The sequence below is a fragment of the Virgibacillus halodenitrificans JCM 12304 genome, from assembly GCF_001310895.1.
GTDB lineage: Bacteria > Bacillota > Bacilli > Bacillales > Amphibacillaceae > Virgibacillus_Q > Virgibacillus_Q halodenitrificans.
The window spans coordinates 1-17,984 of the sequence record NZ_BAZS01000023.1; the positions used below are offsets into that span (position 1 = coordinate 1).

12 protein-coding genes and 2 pseudogenes are annotated in these 17,984 nt (G+C 36.5%); 11 read left to right on the plus strand and 3 right to left on the minus strand.

Annotation, left to right across the window (positions count from 1 at the left end; genetic code table 11):
• The first annotated feature begins 1,440 nt into the window (after positions 1-1,440).
• Positions 1,441-3,192 carry a group II intron reverse transcriptase/maturase gene (ltrA, locus tag JCM12304_RS12350; RefSeq protein WP_256200828.1) on the plus strand — a complete coding sequence of 584 codons (1,752 nt, stop codon included), beginning with the start codon at positions 1,441-1,443 and terminating at the stop codon, positions 3,190-3,192.
• A gap of 240 nt (positions 3,193-3,432) precedes the next feature.
• On the opposite strand, the gene JCM12304_RS12360 is transcribed toward ltrA, so the two are convergent.
• The gene (locus JCM12304_RS12360; protein WP_060680701.1) at positions 3,433-4,350 is read right to left on the minus strand and encodes a class I SAM-dependent methyltransferase; all 918 of its coding nucleotides are present in this window, start codon (positions 4,348-4,350) and stop codon (positions 3,433-3,435) included.
• A gap of 255 nt (positions 4,351-4,605) precedes the next feature.
• Here JCM12304_RS12360 and JCM12304_RS12365 point away from each other — a divergent pair, with 255 nt between their 5' ends.
• The 5 genes and pseudogenes from JCM12304_RS12365 to JCM12304_RS12385 all read left to right on the plus strand — a co-directional run bounded on the left by JCM12304_RS12365 (position 4,606) and on the right by JCM12304_RS12385 (position 11,229).
• On the plus strand, positions 4,606-5,151 hold the full coding sequence (locus JCM12304_RS12365; protein ID WP_060680703.1) for a GNAT family N-acetyltransferase: 546 nt from the start codon (positions 4,606-4,608) through the stop codon (positions 5,149-5,151).
• A gap of 170 nt (positions 5,152-5,321) precedes the next feature.
• Positions 5,322-5,975: a type A chloramphenicol O-acetyltransferase gene (gene catA / locus JCM12304_RS12370; protein ID WP_060680705.1), complete on the plus strand. Its 654-nt coding sequence runs from the start codon at positions 5,322-5,324 to the stop codon at positions 5,973-5,975.
• Positions 5,976-6,291: 316 nt separating this feature from the next.
• Complete coding sequence (locus JCM12304_RS12375) at positions 6,292-7,701, plus strand: sodium/glutamate symporter (RefSeq protein ID WP_060680707.1); 1,410 nt, start codon at positions 6,292-6,294, stop codon at positions 7,699-7,701.
• Between the two features lie 25 nt (positions 7,702-7,726).
• Positions 7,727-8,915, plus strand: a pseudogene (locus JCM12304_RS12380) (cation:proton antiporter).
• A gap of 170 nt (positions 8,916-9,085) precedes the next feature.
• A pseudogene (locus JCM12304_RS12385) lies at positions 9,086-11,229 on the plus strand (type IA DNA topoisomerase).
• A 44-nt stretch (positions 11,230-11,273) separates the two neighbouring features.
• On the opposite strand, the gene uraA reads toward JCM12304_RS12385, so the two are convergent.
• Together uraA and JCM12304_RS12395 are read right to left on the minus strand one after the other, a co-directional pair.
• The gene (uraA, locus tag JCM12304_RS12390) at positions 11,274-12,563 is read right to left on the minus strand and encodes a uracil permease (RefSeq protein ID WP_060680709.1); all 1,290 of its coding nucleotides are present in this window, start codon (positions 12,561-12,563) and stop codon (positions 11,274-11,276) included.
• Between the two features lie 350 nt (positions 12,564-12,913).
• Positions 12,914-13,408, minus strand: a complete 495-nt coding sequence (locus JCM12304_RS12395; RefSeq protein WP_060680711.1) for a class I adenylate-forming enzyme family protein — start codon at positions 13,406-13,408, stop codon at positions 12,914-12,916.
• Between the two features lie 257 nt (positions 13,409-13,665).
• Between JCM12304_RS12395 and JCM12304_RS12400 the strand changes: the two genes are divergently transcribed.
• From JCM12304_RS12400 to JCM12304_RS12420, 5 genes are all read left to right on the plus strand, one after another.
• Entirely contained in the window at positions 13,666-14,367 is a 702-nt protein-coding gene (locus JCM12304_RS12400; RefSeq protein ID WP_019376129.1) for a prolipoprotein diacylglyceryl transferase, read from the plus strand.
• A 20-nt stretch (positions 14,368-14,387) separates the two neighbouring features.
• Positions 14,388-15,089 (plus strand): SDR family oxidoreductase, encoded by a 702-nt coding sequence (locus JCM12304_RS12405; protein WP_019376128.1) that lies wholly within the window; start codon positions 14,388-14,390, stop codon positions 15,087-15,089.
• A gap of 172 nt (positions 15,090-15,261) precedes the next feature.
• Positions 15,262-16,473, plus strand: a complete 1,212-nt coding sequence (locus tag JCM12304_RS12410; RefSeq protein ID WP_019376127.1) for an NAD(P)/FAD-dependent oxidoreductase — start codon at positions 15,262-15,264, stop codon at positions 16,471-16,473.
• A gap of 305 nt (positions 16,474-16,778) precedes the next feature.
• Complete coding sequence (locus tag JCM12304_RS12415) at positions 16,779-17,030, plus strand: hypothetical protein (protein WP_019376125.1); 252 nt, start codon at positions 16,779-16,781, stop codon at positions 17,028-17,030.
• A gap of 63 nt (positions 17,031-17,093) precedes the next feature.
• Positions 17,094-17,960 carry a VanW family protein gene (locus JCM12304_RS12420; RefSeq protein WP_060680713.1) on the plus strand — a complete coding sequence of 289 codons (867 nt, stop codon included), beginning with the start codon at positions 17,094-17,096 and terminating at the stop codon, positions 17,958-17,960.
• The last annotated feature ends 24 nt before the right edge of the window (positions 17,961-17,984 follow it).

Sequence of the window (17,984 nt, forward strand, 5' to 3'; positions counted from 1 at the left end):
AAGTTCCGCTATAACGCTTCGAAGCGTGAACATGCAGGGAATTTTAATAAATTTCAACTTTGCAACGGAGGATGGGAATGATGGAACCATGTTTCCTGAAACCATCCCGTCAACAAATCCTGCATGCGTCAAGGCTGACAGGCTTTGGGGTATGAAGCACAGGTGATTCGGCAGAACGAAGGCTGAAGCCACTTGATAAGAGAAGGTATGCCGACGGATATGCCGCACGGCTGAAAAACTGGATATGGTGAGAATGTTCTCACGAAAGGGGACTGACAAACTTCCGAATGTACGGGTCTAAAGATTGAACATAGGGAAACTTATGTGTCATCCAACGATGACGTGAGTGGTGTAGAGTAAAAATGCGCCCTCTGAAATACGCTATACCGGACAACGGCGGTATCCAGCTCACAGGCTTATAGGAAGCACCTACGTCCAGTATCGATAGCTACGTTGTAAGGGACTTGGAAAGCAAGGAACGTTGAACCAAGAGCTGTCACTCGAAACGTTTGCTATAAGGCATGCGCTGAAAAGCATTTATCTTTGCGAGGGTAGGGGTATGACCGAAGAATCTTCTGTAATGGAAGTGGAGGAACAGCCCCAAGTCTAGCGAATGGAACGATGGTTTTACAAACGTGCATTGCACCGATCGGGTAGGAAAGTGGGAACATCGCTCAGACAAGGAGAGATGCCACAGTGCAAACTTTCGGACAAGAGGTTTACCGTCATAGATTTCATTGCTCGAAGGTAACGAGTAACTTATCATCACAGTACATCTTGTTAGATGGAGCGCGAAATGCGGGGAAACCTGCACGTTTCGTGTGGAGCAGGGGGTGCGACAAGATGTGACTTCTTTCGTATGAAGCCAGTGTCTATATAGATTATCCAGTTGCATTAGGATATTCCCTTCCGAAACTGCATGATGAGTAATCATGATGTAGGTTGCATGAGGATGTGCTTGACTTGAAACTTCGTGTCTAAGTGGATGGGAGCGAGGGAAAGAGTAGCATGGTTAATGATAAATGAATCTCTATAAGCATCGTCACCGCAGTCGTCAGATAAGACACAGCTAGACTGACGTTTCATAGGTAGGGAAAGTATTCTCCCCTGAATATCTTTAATGCAACCCCACAAACCTATCGGTGTATTGGAGAAACCTAACCTACTCATAGCTGGCAGAAGTTAAACTTGGTAAGTCCAATTGGGGTCCTGAAAATTAGAGGTAAGCTGAGCGTAAGCAAAGCCCAATTCCCCAAATGGATATGGGAGGTTGGAAGAAGTGAATGCCACCATGCCGAAAGGAACAGGAATCGAAAATAACTGGGTGGATAGTGTTTCATAACATAACTCGAAAGAGTGCTGACTTCCAACTGGTGTGCAACATGGAATAAAGCGTTGATGAATAATTCAAAAGGATGGTAACAGCCGATGAACACTTCTATGAAGTCCGCATTACCAAACATTACTGATTGGGATAGTATTAATTGGTTAAAGATTAGTCAGTATGTAGAAAAATTACAGCAACGAATATTCCATGCCGAACGTCTAGGAAACATCCGTAGGGTAAGAGATTTACAAAGGCTGCTAATGAGAAGTCAAACTGCATTACTACTCTCAATTCGAAGAGTTACCCAAATTAATAAGGGGAAACGAACGGCTGGGGTTGATGGACATAAAGCTTTAACTCCTTATGAGAGAATTGAACTCTATAATAAAATGAAGGACATGAATATCAAGTGTCATAGACCAAAGCCAGCTTATCGAACTTATCTCAAAAAGAAAAACGGAAAACTTAGACCCCTGGGAATACCGACAATGAAAGATAGAGTTTATCAAAACATTGCTAAGTTAGCCCTTGAACCACAGTGGGAAGCTAAATTTGAACCAACTTCTTATGGTTTTAGACCTAAAAGAAATTGTCATGATGCAATTCAAAGAATTCACACCACTGTTGGTAATAAGAAGGTGTGGATATTTGAAGGCGACTTCAAAGGTTGTTTCGATAACTTAAACCATGACTATATCCTTGAACAAATTAAAGGGTTTCCAGCCTTTAATATAATAGCAAAGTGGTTAAAAGCAGGTTTTGTAGATAACAATGTATTCCATGAATCGGAAGATGGAACTCCTCAAGGTGGCATTATTTCACCACTTCTAGCCAATATTGCACTACATGGCCTAGAAGATTTACTTAACATAAAATACCGAATGGTAAAGAGGAAAACTAAAATTTCTTATGAAAATCGGGCTAAGTTTGCCGTTACTAAATATGCTGATGACTTCGTCATCATGTGTGAATCTAAGGAAGATGCTAATGGTTTATATAATAAACTGAAGCCGTACCTTCAAACCAGGGGGCTTGAGTTAGCAATGAACAAAACGAAAATAACGCATATTGAAGAAGGGTTTGATTTCTTAGGTTTCAACATAAGAAAATATAAAACTCATAATGGTAGTAAAGTTCTTACCAAACCTTCCAAGGATAGCATTAAAAATGCGAAGAGGAAAATCAGCGATAAAGCAAGGCAATTATACGGGAAAAACGTACAAAAACTAATTGAGACGCTTAATCCTATTACTTTAGGCACAGCGAATTACTGGAGTCCAACTGTCGCCAAAAAAGTCTTTTCGGAAATGGATTCACATATCTGGAAAATCCAATACAAATTTCTACGAAGACTTCACCCGAAAAAGAGTTGGCAATGGATTAGTCAAAGATACTTTAAACCAGATAAAACTGGTCAAAGTAAAAATAATTGGATATTAACTGATCCAATTACTAATAACCAACTGAAAAAGGTGTCTTGGATACCAATTGTACGACACGTGCAAATTAAACATGATTATAGTCCTTTTAATAAAAATCTCAAAGATTATTTTGAGAAACGTGATATTAAAGAGTTTGATAGGAACAATGTAGCGTATAGACAAAAGTTAGCGAAAAAGCAGAAATACAAATGCCCTTTGTGTAGTAAATCAATCGCAGATAGAACCGAAGGTTTAGAGATGCATCATAAAATTCCTAGAGTTAAAGGTGGAAGTAATGAATATAAGAACATAGAATTGGTTCACATATCTTGCCATCTAGAATATCACAAGATATTCCCTGCAAGAGATAATATTCCAAACAAGGCTCAAGTTCGGGGCGTTATGAGCTACATAAAGAGAAAGAAGATAATAGGATTAATTTAGACTAGACAAGGATAAATGCATGCTTGAGCCGTATGTGCTGAAAGGCACACGTGCGTTCTTAGGGGGGAAGGGGATAGTAATATCCCTGACCTACCCGACAAAAGCTGGAGATGACCTCAAAGGCTTACCTATTGCTAACAGTTGTGGAAGAAGCACTGTGCCAGATTGTGTAATAACTAATAATAAGCCTACCCCTCAATCAAATAGAGGATTAAGGGGTAAGCTTTATTAAACAAATAATTATTTTTTTACAGCATGGATGTAATGAATCGTTTCAAAGGCTTTTAAATAATCCGATCGATCGCTAAAGAATTTATTATTTATAACATAGGGTGATAAATGTTCGTAAATAAGTAATCCTGCATCTTCTAACAATTTTTCTATTTCGTCATAAGTAAAACATGACTTCATTGGTTCGCCACTAGCGGATGCCATTTGCACCATATTCTGAACTCGGTTAGATAATCCTTTTTCTTCAAATAGTTTATCATCTGCATAATCAAAAACGATGGAACTTCCCAATGGAATCTCTGCAAATAATTCTTTAATTAAATTTGAAATTTCTTCTTTTGTTAAGTAATAGGAAACACCTAAGAGACTATAAAAGGTTTTTTTGTTTGGTTGAAAACCCTCATCAATAAGGTTTTGTAGGATAATATCTTTGGTGAAGTCCATTGAAACAAAGTGAAAATTATCCGGAATTTGATAATTAGATTTGGCTAGCCTATTCCTTTTAAAATCTTGTGTAGACGGATAATCAACTTCAAATATTTCCAACTTAGGGTCTAATTCTGGGTTCCGAAAACAAAATGTATCCAATCCAGCTCCTAGAATGACATATTGTTTAGCTCCTAGTACTATCTCATGGAATAATACTTTTTCACAATAGGCAGCACGTGCTAATGGAGTTGGAGAGAGTTGAACTTGTGTAATCCATTTTAATATTTCATCAGGTTGATCTTGAAATTTTATAGCAATTTCATGATTAAAAAATTGAATTCCTTGAATCATGTTTTTACGAATATCTTCAAATTCCTTTTGGGTAATTAAATCTTTTGCAATATAATCATCAAAAATCTTTGGTGTGTCATACTTACTATGGTATGCTCGACCAAAAGCTGATATTAAGGAAGTTAAACTGGATTCATTTTTCTCCATACATTGATTCCCCCATATAACAAAAATAAGATTCCCCTGGCCAGGAGAATCTTATTATATACGAAAGTATAATAAATGTAAATTATAGCATAATTAAATTATTTTGTCAATAATATTGACTCGTATTTAAATGGTATCGCATGAAAAAATCAAAAAATACAATACAACAATAGGGCGCAGTTGTGCAGGAAGCACTGTGCCTGTATTGGGCCATATTGTTTAATTGAATAAACCAAATAAAGGCGGGGACACGAGATGAGAATTGGTCTGAAGGAATTTATTGTTAACGGGAAGCCCTACGTAATTAGGTCTGCAGAAAATAAAGACGCAAAGGATTTGTCTGAAATCAGATTGCAGATTGATGGAGAGACAGAAAACCTTGATAGAGAAAAAGGTGAGGCATTCATTGATGTACAAGGTTTTGAACAATTAATCAAAGCAGATACAGAAAATAAGAAAAACCTTTTTTTAGTTGCCGTGGTTCATGACAAGGTTGTCGGATTTTCAAGATGTGAAGGGAATCCATTAAAACGATTCGCACACAAGGTAGAGTTTGGAGTTTGTGTCCTAAAAGATTATTGGGGCTACGGTATTGGTAAAAACCTTTTAAAAGAATCAATTGCTTGGGCTGACTTAAACGGAACAAGAAAAATAACCTTAAACGTTCTTGAAACAAATGAGAAAGCAATAAAACTCTATGAAAGTTTTGGCTTTAAAACTGAAGGAGTTTTAAAAAATGACAAGGTTCTTTCCGACGGTAAGTATTACAATACCGTTTTAATGGGAAGATTTAATAAATGATGCCCTGTACCCTGTTCCGCAAAAGGGCGCGATAATTGAACAATGTTGTGCTGCTGGAATAGGGCCATTTAACGGAGTAACTGATCTGGAGGAAGGGTGTTATCGATGAAGAAAACAGAGAAAATAGCCTTCTAAATAAAAAGTTAATAAAATTTAGGAGGCATATAATAATGAGTTTTAAGAGGATTAACTTAGATGATTGGTATCGAAAGGAATATTTCGAACATTATTTGAATCAACAAACAACGTTTAGCATGACGTCTGAGATAGATATTAGTATTTTATATAACAACATCAAAAAAAATGATTTCAAGTTTTATCCAACGTTCATCTACATGGTAACAAACGTAGTGAATAGCAATACCGCATTCAGAAAATCGTTTGATAACGAGGGATATTTGGGTTGCTGGGAAAAGTTACATCCAAGTTACACGATCTTTGATGACAGTTCAGAAACTTTCTCAAGCATATGGACTGAAATAACTGACAGCTTTAAACAATTCCATAAGGAGTATGAAGAAGATGTAAATACGTATAAAGGTGTAGGAGGTTTATTCCCAAAATCTCCTGTTCCTAATAACACTGTTCCTATATCGATGATCCCTTGGAGTTCATTTACTGCTTTTAACCTGAATATAAATAATGGCGGTAATTTTCTTTTCCCGATTATTACGGCGGGAAAGTTTATAAAAAAAGATGATGGTATATTTCTACCAGTGGCCTTACAAGTTCATCATGCTGTTTGTGATGGTTATCATGCAGGATTATTTATGAATAGCCTTCAAAGTTTATCAGATCATTCCCATGAATGGTTATCAAAGTAACTATTAAACAATCGTGCTCTATTCTTAAATAGGGATTATGCCGCTAAAGACCGTTTTAATAGAATAAAGAGGGCTTAGAGAATCTGTTTCTCTAAGCCCTTTTAATATTTTTAAACTTATATTACAGTTATGCAAATCGTGTGAATTATCGTTTTGTACCTCACAAGTAATCCCGTTTTTTTTAATAACGTTTTTTCATTTTATGGGTGATAATCTATTCTCCAGTGAAGTAGCCGTACATGACCGAATTAGTTTAGGGAGATACATTACCGGGAACGAAATTACAAGTAATTCTATTCACGAAGGAGTTGGGGAAATGACACCAGAACAAATAGGTTTTACCTTTTTGTATTTGGCAGCCTTTCTACTAATTGGAAAATGGATCCGAATAAAAGTTAAATGGTTACAAAACTTATTCTTGCCATCCTCCATTATAGGTGGATTTATAGCTTTAATTCTAGGTCCACAAGTACTTGGGAAGCTTGCTGGATTTGTGGTAAGTGATAATTCCTTTTTAACAAATGGGATTATGACAAAGGAAGTGATGGAAGTATGGAGCGCCTTACCAGGAATAATGATTAATGTAGTCTTTGCTACTTTATTTTTAGGTGCCACCATCCCTACACTGGCAAAAATTTGGGAATATGGTGGTCCCCAACTTGCCTTTGGATGGACAATGGGATGGGGGCAATATGTAATAGGTATATTATTAACTATATTAGTATTAACTCCATTTTTGGGATTGCCTCCAATGGCCGGTGCTCTTATTGAAGTAGCATTTGAAGGTGGTCACGGTACAGCAGCAGGAATGGCTGGCACATTTAAAGAGATGGGCTTTTCTGAAGCCTATGATCTTTCCATTGGCCTTGCGACTGTTGGTATCCTCTCAGGAATAATTATGGGAATCATTTTGATTAATTGGGCAGTCAGAAAAGAGAAAACCCAGGTTATTAAAGATGTGAAAGGTTTTTCAACGCTAAGAAAACAAGGGATCATGGAATTCCAGAATAGAGAACCTGCAGCAAAAATGACCGTAAGACCTGAATCCATTGAGCCACTTTCACTCCATTTCGCGGTTGTGGGAATGGCAGTTTTTCTTGGTTGGCTTATCTTAAAGCTGTTAATATGGATAGAAAGTGTCACATGGGGGATGTGGACAGACTCTGCATTCATGACATATATTCCTCTATTTCCTCTGGCAATGATTGGCGGAATTCTCATTCAAGTTGTCTTTAATAAAGTAGATAATTCCGAGGTTCTCGATCGTAGAATGATTAACCGCATCCAAGGATTCTCGCTTGATATACTAATACTAACTGCAATTGGAACCGTTTCATTGGACGTAATCGGAGAGTATATCATTCCGTTTCTATTATTAGCTGGGGCAGGTATTCTTTGGAATGTATTTGGTTTTCTTGTACTGGCTCCTAGAATAATCCCAACGTATTGGTTTGAAAGAGGGATTGGTGATTTTGGTCAGTCGATGGGAGTCACAGCTACTGGTCTTCTATTGATGCGTGTAGTGGATCCGAATAATGAGTCTCCAGCATTCCAAGGGTTTGGTTATAAACAACTGGTGTACGAGCCTTTTTTAGGTGGAGGGTTAGTCACCGCATTATCTGTCCCCATCATTTATCAACTTGGAGCTATACCATTTTTAATATTTGCAGCAGTCATGTGTATAGTAGGAGCTCTAACCGGATTATTATATTTTGGGAAAAAATAAGTAAAAATGTAAGGAGGGAAGGCGGATGATTACGCATCAAATTTTATTATTGTTACTTGCTGGATATATCGTTTTTTCGATCGATAAAAAACAGAATTACTTCCCGGTCCCAGTAGTTCTCGTAGTATTGGGGATCTTCCTTTCCTTCGTTCCAATTTTTCAAGGGATTACGATTACAAAAGAAATAATATTTAATGTATTTTTACCAGCATTATTATTCATATCGTCCTATTCCTTTTCTGTTCAGGCATTAAAAAAGAATAAATGGCTGATTGGGGGAATGGGAACTGTCGGTTTAGTTTACAGTAGCAATACTTGGACTTTCTATTTATGCAGTAGGAAATCTGTTTATAAATCTATCCTTAATAGGTTCCTTGTTAATAGCAGGAATTTTATCACCAACAGATCCTGTCTCTGTTGTTTCGATTTTAAAAAATTCTACTAGTGATGAAAAGGTTTCTGACGTAGTAGAAGGAGAATCTCTACTAAATGATGGAACAAGTATTGTGGTATTTACAGTATTATTGGAAATGTATCTGCATGACCAGAGCTTTTCGGTCACATCATTTATTACGGAGTTTCTTTTTGTGTCACTAGGTGGGGTATTTATTGGAATAATTTTTGGCTGGTTGCTTAGTAAGGCAATTCACTATACCAATCACCGGCAATACCAGGTAATGCTCAGTATAATCATTGCATATGGCAGTTTTTATCTTGGAGAGCTACTGGGAGTTTCAGGAGTATTAGCAACAGTTACATCCGGATTACTATTATCCTATGAATTTGGAAAACATCGGCAGGAAGAACAATTTCGTGATTCATTAGATGGATTTTGGACCATTGTAGAACCAACGATCTTATCGATAATTTTCCTGTTAATCGGTATTCAATCAGCTAATTATTTATTCGATGTGTCATGGGCATTGGTCGTGATTATCTTTATATTATCTCTGGTCAGCCGATTTATTGTATTGGCAACGTCTACAATGGTGATACCTCGCTGGCGTCAACGTTTTACTTTGGGTGACTCTTTAATGATTACATGGGCTGGTATCAAAGGGACGATGTCTGTTGCTTTACTTCTTGGGTTAGAAGCAGAAGCTTCCAATGATCATTTACTTGTTTCATTGACTTTTTCAGTAATTGTTCTTTCTTTAATTATTCAAAGTATAGGTGTTTACCCATTAACCAGAAGATTATCTAAAGAGCATTGATAAGTAACATCTGCATCCGTAATATAGTACGAGATGCAGATGTTATTTTTGATAGGAAAGTTAAATCCCCAACTGAATATATGTTCGTGTATAATAGAAGGTAGCTTCTCTATTTTTTTCCTCTGTATGTCTTCAACTTTTAAACCCAATATGTAGAAATAGGTGATTATATGAAATTAATCCTCGCTGAAAAACCCTCGGTAGCTAAAAATATTGCCGACGCATTGAAAATTAGAACAAAGAAAGAAGGCTATTTCGAAGGAAATGGTTATATTATTACGTGGCTTTTGGCCATTTAGTTCAGCTCTATGATGCAAAGGACTATGATAGTAAAATGGCAAAGTGGAAATTAGATAACTTTCCATTTATCCCCTCTAAATTCAAATATAAAGTTAAATCAGGTTATGGGAATAAACAACGTCAGGATCAAGGAGCCGCCAAACAGTTACGAGTTATTCATCAGCTTATGAAACGTTCGGATGTGGATACTATTATCTCAGCTTGTGACTATGATCGGGAAGGGCAACTAATTGGAGATAGTATTATTTACAGAGATAACAGACCTACTAAGCAGGTTTATCGATTACTTCTAAATGAATGGACAGAGAAGGAAGTGCTCTCTGGTTTGGAAAGAATAAAACCAAATGAAAATATGAAATCATTAAGAGATGCGGGGGTAAGCAGGCAATGGGCGGACTGGGTGATTGGAATTAATTTAACCTCTGTAGCGACTTTAAAGTATCAAAAGGGTGGAGGTAAGGCTCTTAATATTGGTAGAGTTTTATTACCAACTTTGAAAATCATTTATGATCGTGATAAAGAAATAGAAACTTTTCAGCCAGAGGATTATTTTAAGTTGGCAGCAATCTTTCGAACAGATCGTAATGAGAAATATGAAGGGATTTATACAGCTCAGAAAGAAGATAAATTTAAAAACAGAGAAGCATTGGATGATATTCAGCGGAATCTAAATGAGAAGCCAGGTGAAATTAGTAAAAAAGAGATAGAAAAGAAAAAAGAGTTTCCACCATTTCTTTTCAATTTGTCTAATTTACAAGGTTACATTACGAATAAATATAAGGGATGGACATCCGATAAGGTCTTAAAGGTAGCCCAATCACTTTATGAAAAGAAATACATTACTTACCCAAGAACATCGAGTATTGCTCTTGATGAAAGTTTAGTAGGCAAAACTGCAAAGGTTTTACAGACACATTCGGAAGACTTGCCTTATAAAGATGAAATTAAATTTAAAAAACTGAAAAGAGTTTTTAATAACTCTAAAGTGGAAAGCCATAGTGCTATTATACCAACATACATAAAGCCTAAACGTTTATCGAATGAGGAACAAATTGTTTATAACTCAATTAAAAATCGTTTTATCATGCAATTTATGCCACTTGCAGAAGTGGAGGAAACGAGGCTATATACAAAGGTTGAAGGGGTCACAGGGATTTTCGTATCGAAAGGAAAAGTACAATTGGCAGAAGGCTGGAAAAAGGTAGAACAGATGCCTTCCAAAGACTCTTTCTTACCTCATGTGCAGAAAGGAGACCTCGTTTTAACTGATTCATCGGAAGTAACTTCTCATGTCACAAAGCCGCCGAAGCATCATACAGAAAAAACGTTACTGCGAGTGATGGAAACATGTGGAAAAAGGTATAAAGAAGATGAAGATGCATCAACAGAAGCTGTATTAAGTGGGTTTAGTATTGGGACCCCGGCAACTAGAGCTGAAACAATTAAGAAATTAAAGGATGTTGGCTATATTGCCTTTCAGAATAAAAATCTGGTGTGTACTAATTTGGGTAGAAGTCTTGTCGAGACCTTACCAGTTACACAGTTATTTGATTTGGAATTCACTGGTAAATTAGAAAAGAGCCTTTCTGATATTCAAAAGGGAAAAGTTACAAAAGACCAGTTTCTTCATATGATTTATGCATTCACAAAAGACGCAGTTGCTGAAATAAAAAATAAAGAAGAAAAGATTATTCATGAGGTTACATCTTCCTCCAAACAAGAAGTGATTGGAAAGTGTCCGGCATGTGAGGGAAAGATAATAGAAAGCAAGAAGGGTTTCGGTTGTACAAATTGGAAGAAGGGCTGTAAATTCGTAGTTTGGAAAAACGATAAGTACCTTGCTGCAATGAAAAAACGTCCAACCAAAACAATGGTAAAGGCGCTACTTAAAGATAAAAAAGCTTTCGTTAAAGGGTTAACAAGTAAGCAAGGGAAAAAATTCAACGCTTATTTGAGCTATGAAAAAAATGCGGATAATGAGTATTACAGTTGGAAAATGGAGTTTAATAAATAAAAAGTGGTAGGCGAATTCAATTACGCCTACCACTTTTTATCTTTTTAGCTATCTTCATTTGAGAGCTTTAATATGTCAAGTAATTTAAAGAACAGACCGAGTACGATTGCTACAATTGTTGCCAAGCCCATACCAGATAGAGCAACTGTGCCAATTTGAACGGTGGCTCCGCTAATTCCTATCACTAAAACAACACAGGTAAGAATTAGATTCTGAGATCGGTTATAATCTACTTTTGCTTCGACAAGCATACGAAGTCCGCTTACCGCAATAATACCGAAAAGCAATAGGGAGATTCCTCCCATAACTGCAGTAGGTATAGATGATATTAGAGCTGCTAATTTACCAACAAAGGATAAAACCATAGCAAGTATTGCTGCAATACCAATTATCCAAGTGGAATATACTCTTGTAATCGCTAATACTCCAATATTCTCACCATAGGTAGTATTTGGAGTGGAACCAAGAAAACTGGAAATAATGGTAGAGATCCCGTTTCCCGCCAATGAGCGATCTAATCCAGGCTCTTTCATTAAATCCTTTTGAACAATATTACCAGTTACAAATAAATGACCAATGTGTTCGGGAATTAATACTAACGCTGCAGGAAGAATAATTAAAATAGCTGACCAATCAAACTTTATTTTATAAAATTCAGGTTGGGATATCCAAGAAGCTTCCTTTACAGTTGAAAAATCAACTAAGCCAAAGAAGTAAGCAATAATATAACCACCGATAATCCCTAAAAGTATTGGAATTATTTTCAGAAAACCTCTTAAGGTAACCCAACAGACTATCGTAATAGTTAAAGTAAGAAAGGAAACTAAAGCAACTTTAGGATCCATCGTCCAAGTAGGGTCTGCACCAGCTGGGGCAATCCATCCAGCCATTTCTGCTGCGGTGGGAACAAGTTCCAAGCCAATAACGGCAACAATGGCTCCCATTGCAGCTGGAGGGAAAATAACATCAATCCAGGTCGTGCCAACGAATTTTACAAGAATAGAAACAAGAGTCAAAACAATCCCGACAGCCAAAAATCCTCCAAGAGCATAACTGTACCCCTGGTCTCCGGCATAATTATCAAGTACGGCAAAAACCGGTGATAAAAAGGCGAAACTCGAGCCTAAAAATGCAGGTATTTTTCCCTTTGTAATAAAGATGTATAATAATGTACCGAAGCCGTTCATTAGTAAAATAGTTGCTGGATTTACCCCAAACAAAATTGGAACTAATACAGTGGAACCGAACATTGCAAATAAATGCTGAATACTTAACGGCAAACTTTTTAACAATGGTAATCGCTCATCAACTTGAATCTCTTTATAATGTGCCACAATTCATCCTCCTTTATAGTGCCCATCGGTTACCCAGAGGATATTCATAATTAAAGCAAAAGAACTTTCTTTAGAGAAGACAGCTTGGAAACTCTCATGGAAACAGAATAAGGATAGATAATATTTGACTGTTTTCCTTAGCAGGAAGAATTCCAGTTTTCTAGTCTATAAAAAAGCACCTTACCAAATATGGCAAGGTGCTAACTTCAAAGAGAATTGCTTCTCTTTCAGTAACAGAATTTTATCTGTTCCACCTTGCCAGCCTCACTGGACTGGTTTAAAGGTAACCGTATGAACTTATCGTAGTTATTATGGCAGTATCTCTAAGTTATGTCAATTTCTTTTTTTATTTAATTTTCCCCTTGTAGCTGTACTTTTAGAATTTTACCGCTCGCTGTCTTGGGAAGCTCATCCATAAAAGTAACTGCATTTGGACATTCGGAAAATTCGAGTGTACGCCGACAATATTCGATAAGTTCTTCCTCTGTAGCGTCTTGGTTCTCATATAATACAACAAAAGCATGGGCAACTTCTCCCAGTTTCTCATGGGGAACGGGAACAACAGATGCTTCCTGAACAGCAGGGTGCTTAAGCAATAATCTCTCCAAACCAACAGAGGATATCTTAGTTTCTGCTGTATCAATATCTTTTTTTCGATCAATAACATGGATGTTGCCATTGCTATCAATCGTACCCAGGTCACCCGTATATACCCAGCCTTCATCGTTTCTATTTTTAAATTGTTCTGTTCCATTACCTTTCACAATGACTTCACCTACTTCTATTCCGTCATGCTTTACGTCCTCTCCGTGCTTATTAATAACACGTACTTGAGTTTGAATCATCTGTTACCCCACCTTTTTATAAAGATTAAAATAGAAATCTTCTAAACAAATGTAATAGATTAAAAACGTTTTATTAAGAAAATTATATCATATGTTTGAAAGCGTTTTATAGTATTTGTTTTGTTTATCGCTCTATTAATCTTCCAAACAACAAAAAATAATCTATGTATTATTATTGAAAACTATCTTGCAATACGCTTACAATAAGGAAGACTAAGATATATTTAATAAAATATAAACAGTGAAGGGGGGAGCAGATGAAAAGCAGGAAGTTAATTGCTATAAACGTACTATTTTTGATCGTTTTTTTAGTAATAGTAGTTGCAGGAGTGCAGAAGTCGCAGATAAATAAGGTTGAATCAGCGAAAATAGAGGAGGAAGATAGTACTTTAGACGAAATTCCAGCTCCTTCTACTACTACTCTTACATTGGCAGAACCTGTAATAAAAACGCTCGATTTACACTATCGAGCAAAAAATGGGGAAGAGTGGATAAAAAAGAAGCAATTTACTGTAGATGCAGATGTGGAAATGGAAGAGGAAGTGGAGGAAGTCGTTCCTGAGGAAATAGAATCGGTTAGTAGCGAAACTGAAACAGTGGAGACTCCAACTTCGTTTTCAAATAATCATTACCAATCTGAGCGAACTTACCAACAGAGTAGTACAAACTCCAGTAAAGAAAACTCGGGTAATACGCCTGAAAAAAATGCAGCCGAGGAAAATAGTCAAATAAAGACTGATGAATCAACTTCAGAGTCAGATGAAAAAAACGAATCGGACTCTAAAGAGGAAGCAAATGAGGAATCTCAGGATCAAGCTCCGGACAAAGATACAGGTACAGAGGATAAGGAAGAAACAGAGCAACCAGCAAAACCCCCGATAGAAGAGCCAGAAAATAACCCGGAAGATGGAAAGCCAGTTGACCCACCAAAGCCAACTGAGCCAAAAGAAAATAAATAATCTTAAAAGGAGGAGAAACGATGGACTTAATAGGTAAAACAGCAATTATAACAGGTGCAAGTAGTGGGATAGGCAAGGGAATTGCAAAGCATTTGTCTGATGTTGGAGTGAATGTAGTGCTGGCTGCCAGAAATAAAGAAAAATTAGCAGGTGTTGCTGAAGAAATTAATCAATCGATGCAAGGTAAAGCACTAGCAGTGGAAACAGATGTCTCTAATAAAGAAGATATGGATGTATTAATCAAACAGGCGAGGAACACGTTCGGAAAGGTAGACATTTTTGTAAATAATGCCGGCCAAATGTTACATTCCCGAGTTCAAGATGGTCATGTTGATGAATGGGAAAAAATGATCGATGTCAATATTAAAGGTGTTTTATACGGAATTCATGGAGTGCTGCCGGAAATGCTAGAAAGAAAATCAGGGCATATTATTAACATTGCGTCGGTATCCGGACATGAGGTTACCAAAGTAAGCACTGTATACAGTGCCACAAAATTTGCAGTACGGGCTATTTCTATGGGACTTGAAAAGGAACTCGCGAAAACAGGAGTAAGAGTAACAAATATTTCACCAGGAAAAGTGGATACAGATCTAGCGTCTGCGAGTCAATCTTCAGATCGTAAGCCGTTGCATACTGATGACATTGCAAAATCAGTAATTTATGCAGTCTCCCAGCCAGATTATGTCAATGTAAATGAAATAACTGTGCGGCCGGTATAATTAATCAATTTTTATTTTAGTGATTGATTATTAGCCTATTTAATAAAACTTTGCTATTATAAAAGTATTGTAAGAATAGTTCTTAGCGCAGTGCTATCAATTTTTAATATAGGTATAAATGACGCTTTAACTATAATCATACTTAGAACCAATCAGGAAGGTGGAAATTCTTATGAGTAACAAACCAAAAATAGTAGTTTTAGGTGCGGGTTATGCTGGTTTAACAACAACTAGACGCCTAGTAAAGACATTGTCTCCTGAACAGGCTGAAATTGTTTTAGTAAATAAACATAACTACCACTATGAGTCTACATGGCTTCATGAAGTAGCTGCCGGAACAATTAATCCAAACCAGGCACGCGTTATGATTAGTGATGTAGTAAATCCAAACAGAGTCCGTTTAGTATATGATTCTGTTGTAGAAATTAAGAAAGATGAACAACGTGTTGTACTTGAAAATAGTGAACTATCATATGATTACTTAGTGGTAGGTCTAGGCTTTGAGTCAAATGACTTTGGAATCAAGGGAATGGCAGAAAATGCTTTTGCCATTGAAGATATTGATTCAAGCCGTGAAATCAGTGAGCATATTGAGTATCAATTTGCTAAATATAACAATGATCAAAACGCAGAAGATCACAGCTTAAACATTTTAGTTGGTGGTGCAGGATTCACAGGGATTGAGTTAGTTGGTGAATTAGCTAATAAGGTGCCTGAGCTTTGTAAGAAGTATGATATCGATCGAAGTAAAGTCCGCATCATCAATGTAGAAGCAGCTCCATCTATACTTCCAATGTTTGATAAAGAATTAGTAGCTTATGCTAAGAAATCTTTAGAAGATCGCGGAGTAGAAATTAAAATTGGAGCAGCTATTTCTGAATGTACACCAGAAGGTTTCGTAGTAGGTGATGACAAAGAGCTTATTAAAGCAGGTACGATTATCTGGACTGGTGGTGTAAAGGGTAGCTCAGTGCTAGGTAAATCTGGTTTTGAACTAACTAAAGGTAAAGTAAATGTAGATGGCGACTTACGTATGAAAGGCGAAGAGAATGTGTTCGTCATTGGTGACTGTTCATGGGTTTGGAACAAAGAAGCGGATCGTCCTTATCCACCAACTGCACAACTTGCCATGCAGGAAGCAGATGTAGTTGCAGCTAACCTAAAAGCATTAATCTCTAACCAACCATTAACTGATTTTGTATTTAATGATAAAGGTACTGTTGCTTCTTTAGGTCATTCTGATGGTATTGGAAACATTTTCTCTGGTTATAAAATCCAAGGAAAAAGTGCTGCCACTATGAAGAAGGTAGTTGATAACCGTTCCCTTCTATTATTAGGAGGACCGAAATTAGTGCTTAAGAAAGGTAAATTCCGTCCTTTTTAAGACCTAATTTATCTAAAAAAATAAACATTCGATATAAGGAGGTTAACAAATAATGAAAAATAAAACATTATGTAACTTTTTGCTACTCCTCACTGCTTTAGTGGGATATAGAATGCTAACCGATTATATGGAAGACACAAAAGATTTTCGTTAAAAATAAAACCGCCTAACTGTTTAATTGCAGTTTTAGGCGGTTTTTTATTAGCTCGCAAGTTATACATGTCAAATTTCAACACAGTAAAAGTGTTTTTCATCACTGACATAGTGTAAACAATTCGAGTATACTTACAATAGGAGGGATTAGGATGAATACAGGTCTTTTATTATTTTTATTCGTTTTATTTGGGGTAGCTCTTTGGGGTACATTTTATGCATTCAAACAAGAAGAAGAAAAGATGAAAAAGTATGAGGAAGAAGGGGATACGGTTGAAGATCAATTAAAAAGATCATTGGAATATGAAAAATCTTCTTTAAAATCAAACGTACCAATACAAATATGGATTTATACTATTACAATTCTTCTTTCTCTTATTGCTTTTGCGATTTACCTTATTTGATTATTATATTTTTGGGTTTAATTTTAGCCTATCTTCTCATACTATCCACAGGAGGTATGAAAGATGAAAAAAATCTACTTCTTTATTTTATTTTTTATCTTTGTTTTAGTGGTAGTGTATCCCGTATCCGCAGAAAATAAGTTAGTTAACATAGAAAAAGCTGAGGTTGACCAATATGGACTTGCCTTATTTGATCCATTATTCATTAATCAGCAGAAGCTAGAACAGTTAATGGATAATTTGGATAAGCAGTTATATAAAGAACCGCAAAATGCAACTATCAGTGATAATGATAAAATTATTGACGGGAAACCGGGCTTAGCAATCGATAGAGAAAAGTTTCAAATAAATTTTCGTGAACGGTTTTATAATTCGGAAGATGAAAAGCTTAAGGTACCAATGCGAAAGGTATATCCACGAGTGGATCGTTCTTTGCTGGAAGAAATACGGGGAAAAGAACTGGGCAACTACGTGACTTACTATAAAGAAAACAATAAGGAGCGATCGCATAATATATCTTTGGCAGCAACTGCAATAAATAATTATGTCTTATTTCCCGGGGAGACGTTTTCTTTTAATCAAGTAGTCGGAAAGAGAACAAAAGAAAAAGGGTATAAGCGTGCTCCAGTGATTGTAAGGGGAGAGCTTGCAGAAGATATCGGTGGTGGTATTTGTCAAGTCTCCTCTACCCTTTTTAATGCAGTTAATCTAAAAGGTATTCAAATTGTAGAGCGTTATACTCATAGCCGCGAAGTGCCTTACGTTCCTCCTGGCAAAGACGCTACCGTAAGCTGGTGGGGGCCTGATTTTGTGTTTAAAAACATGTATAATCAACCAATATTAATACGCGCTTTCTCTAAAAACGGTAAAATTAATATTCGTATCTATTCTTCTGAATCTGCAACTTACTTCAAAGGTAATACTACTTGAAAGCATGCTAACTAATAGATTAAC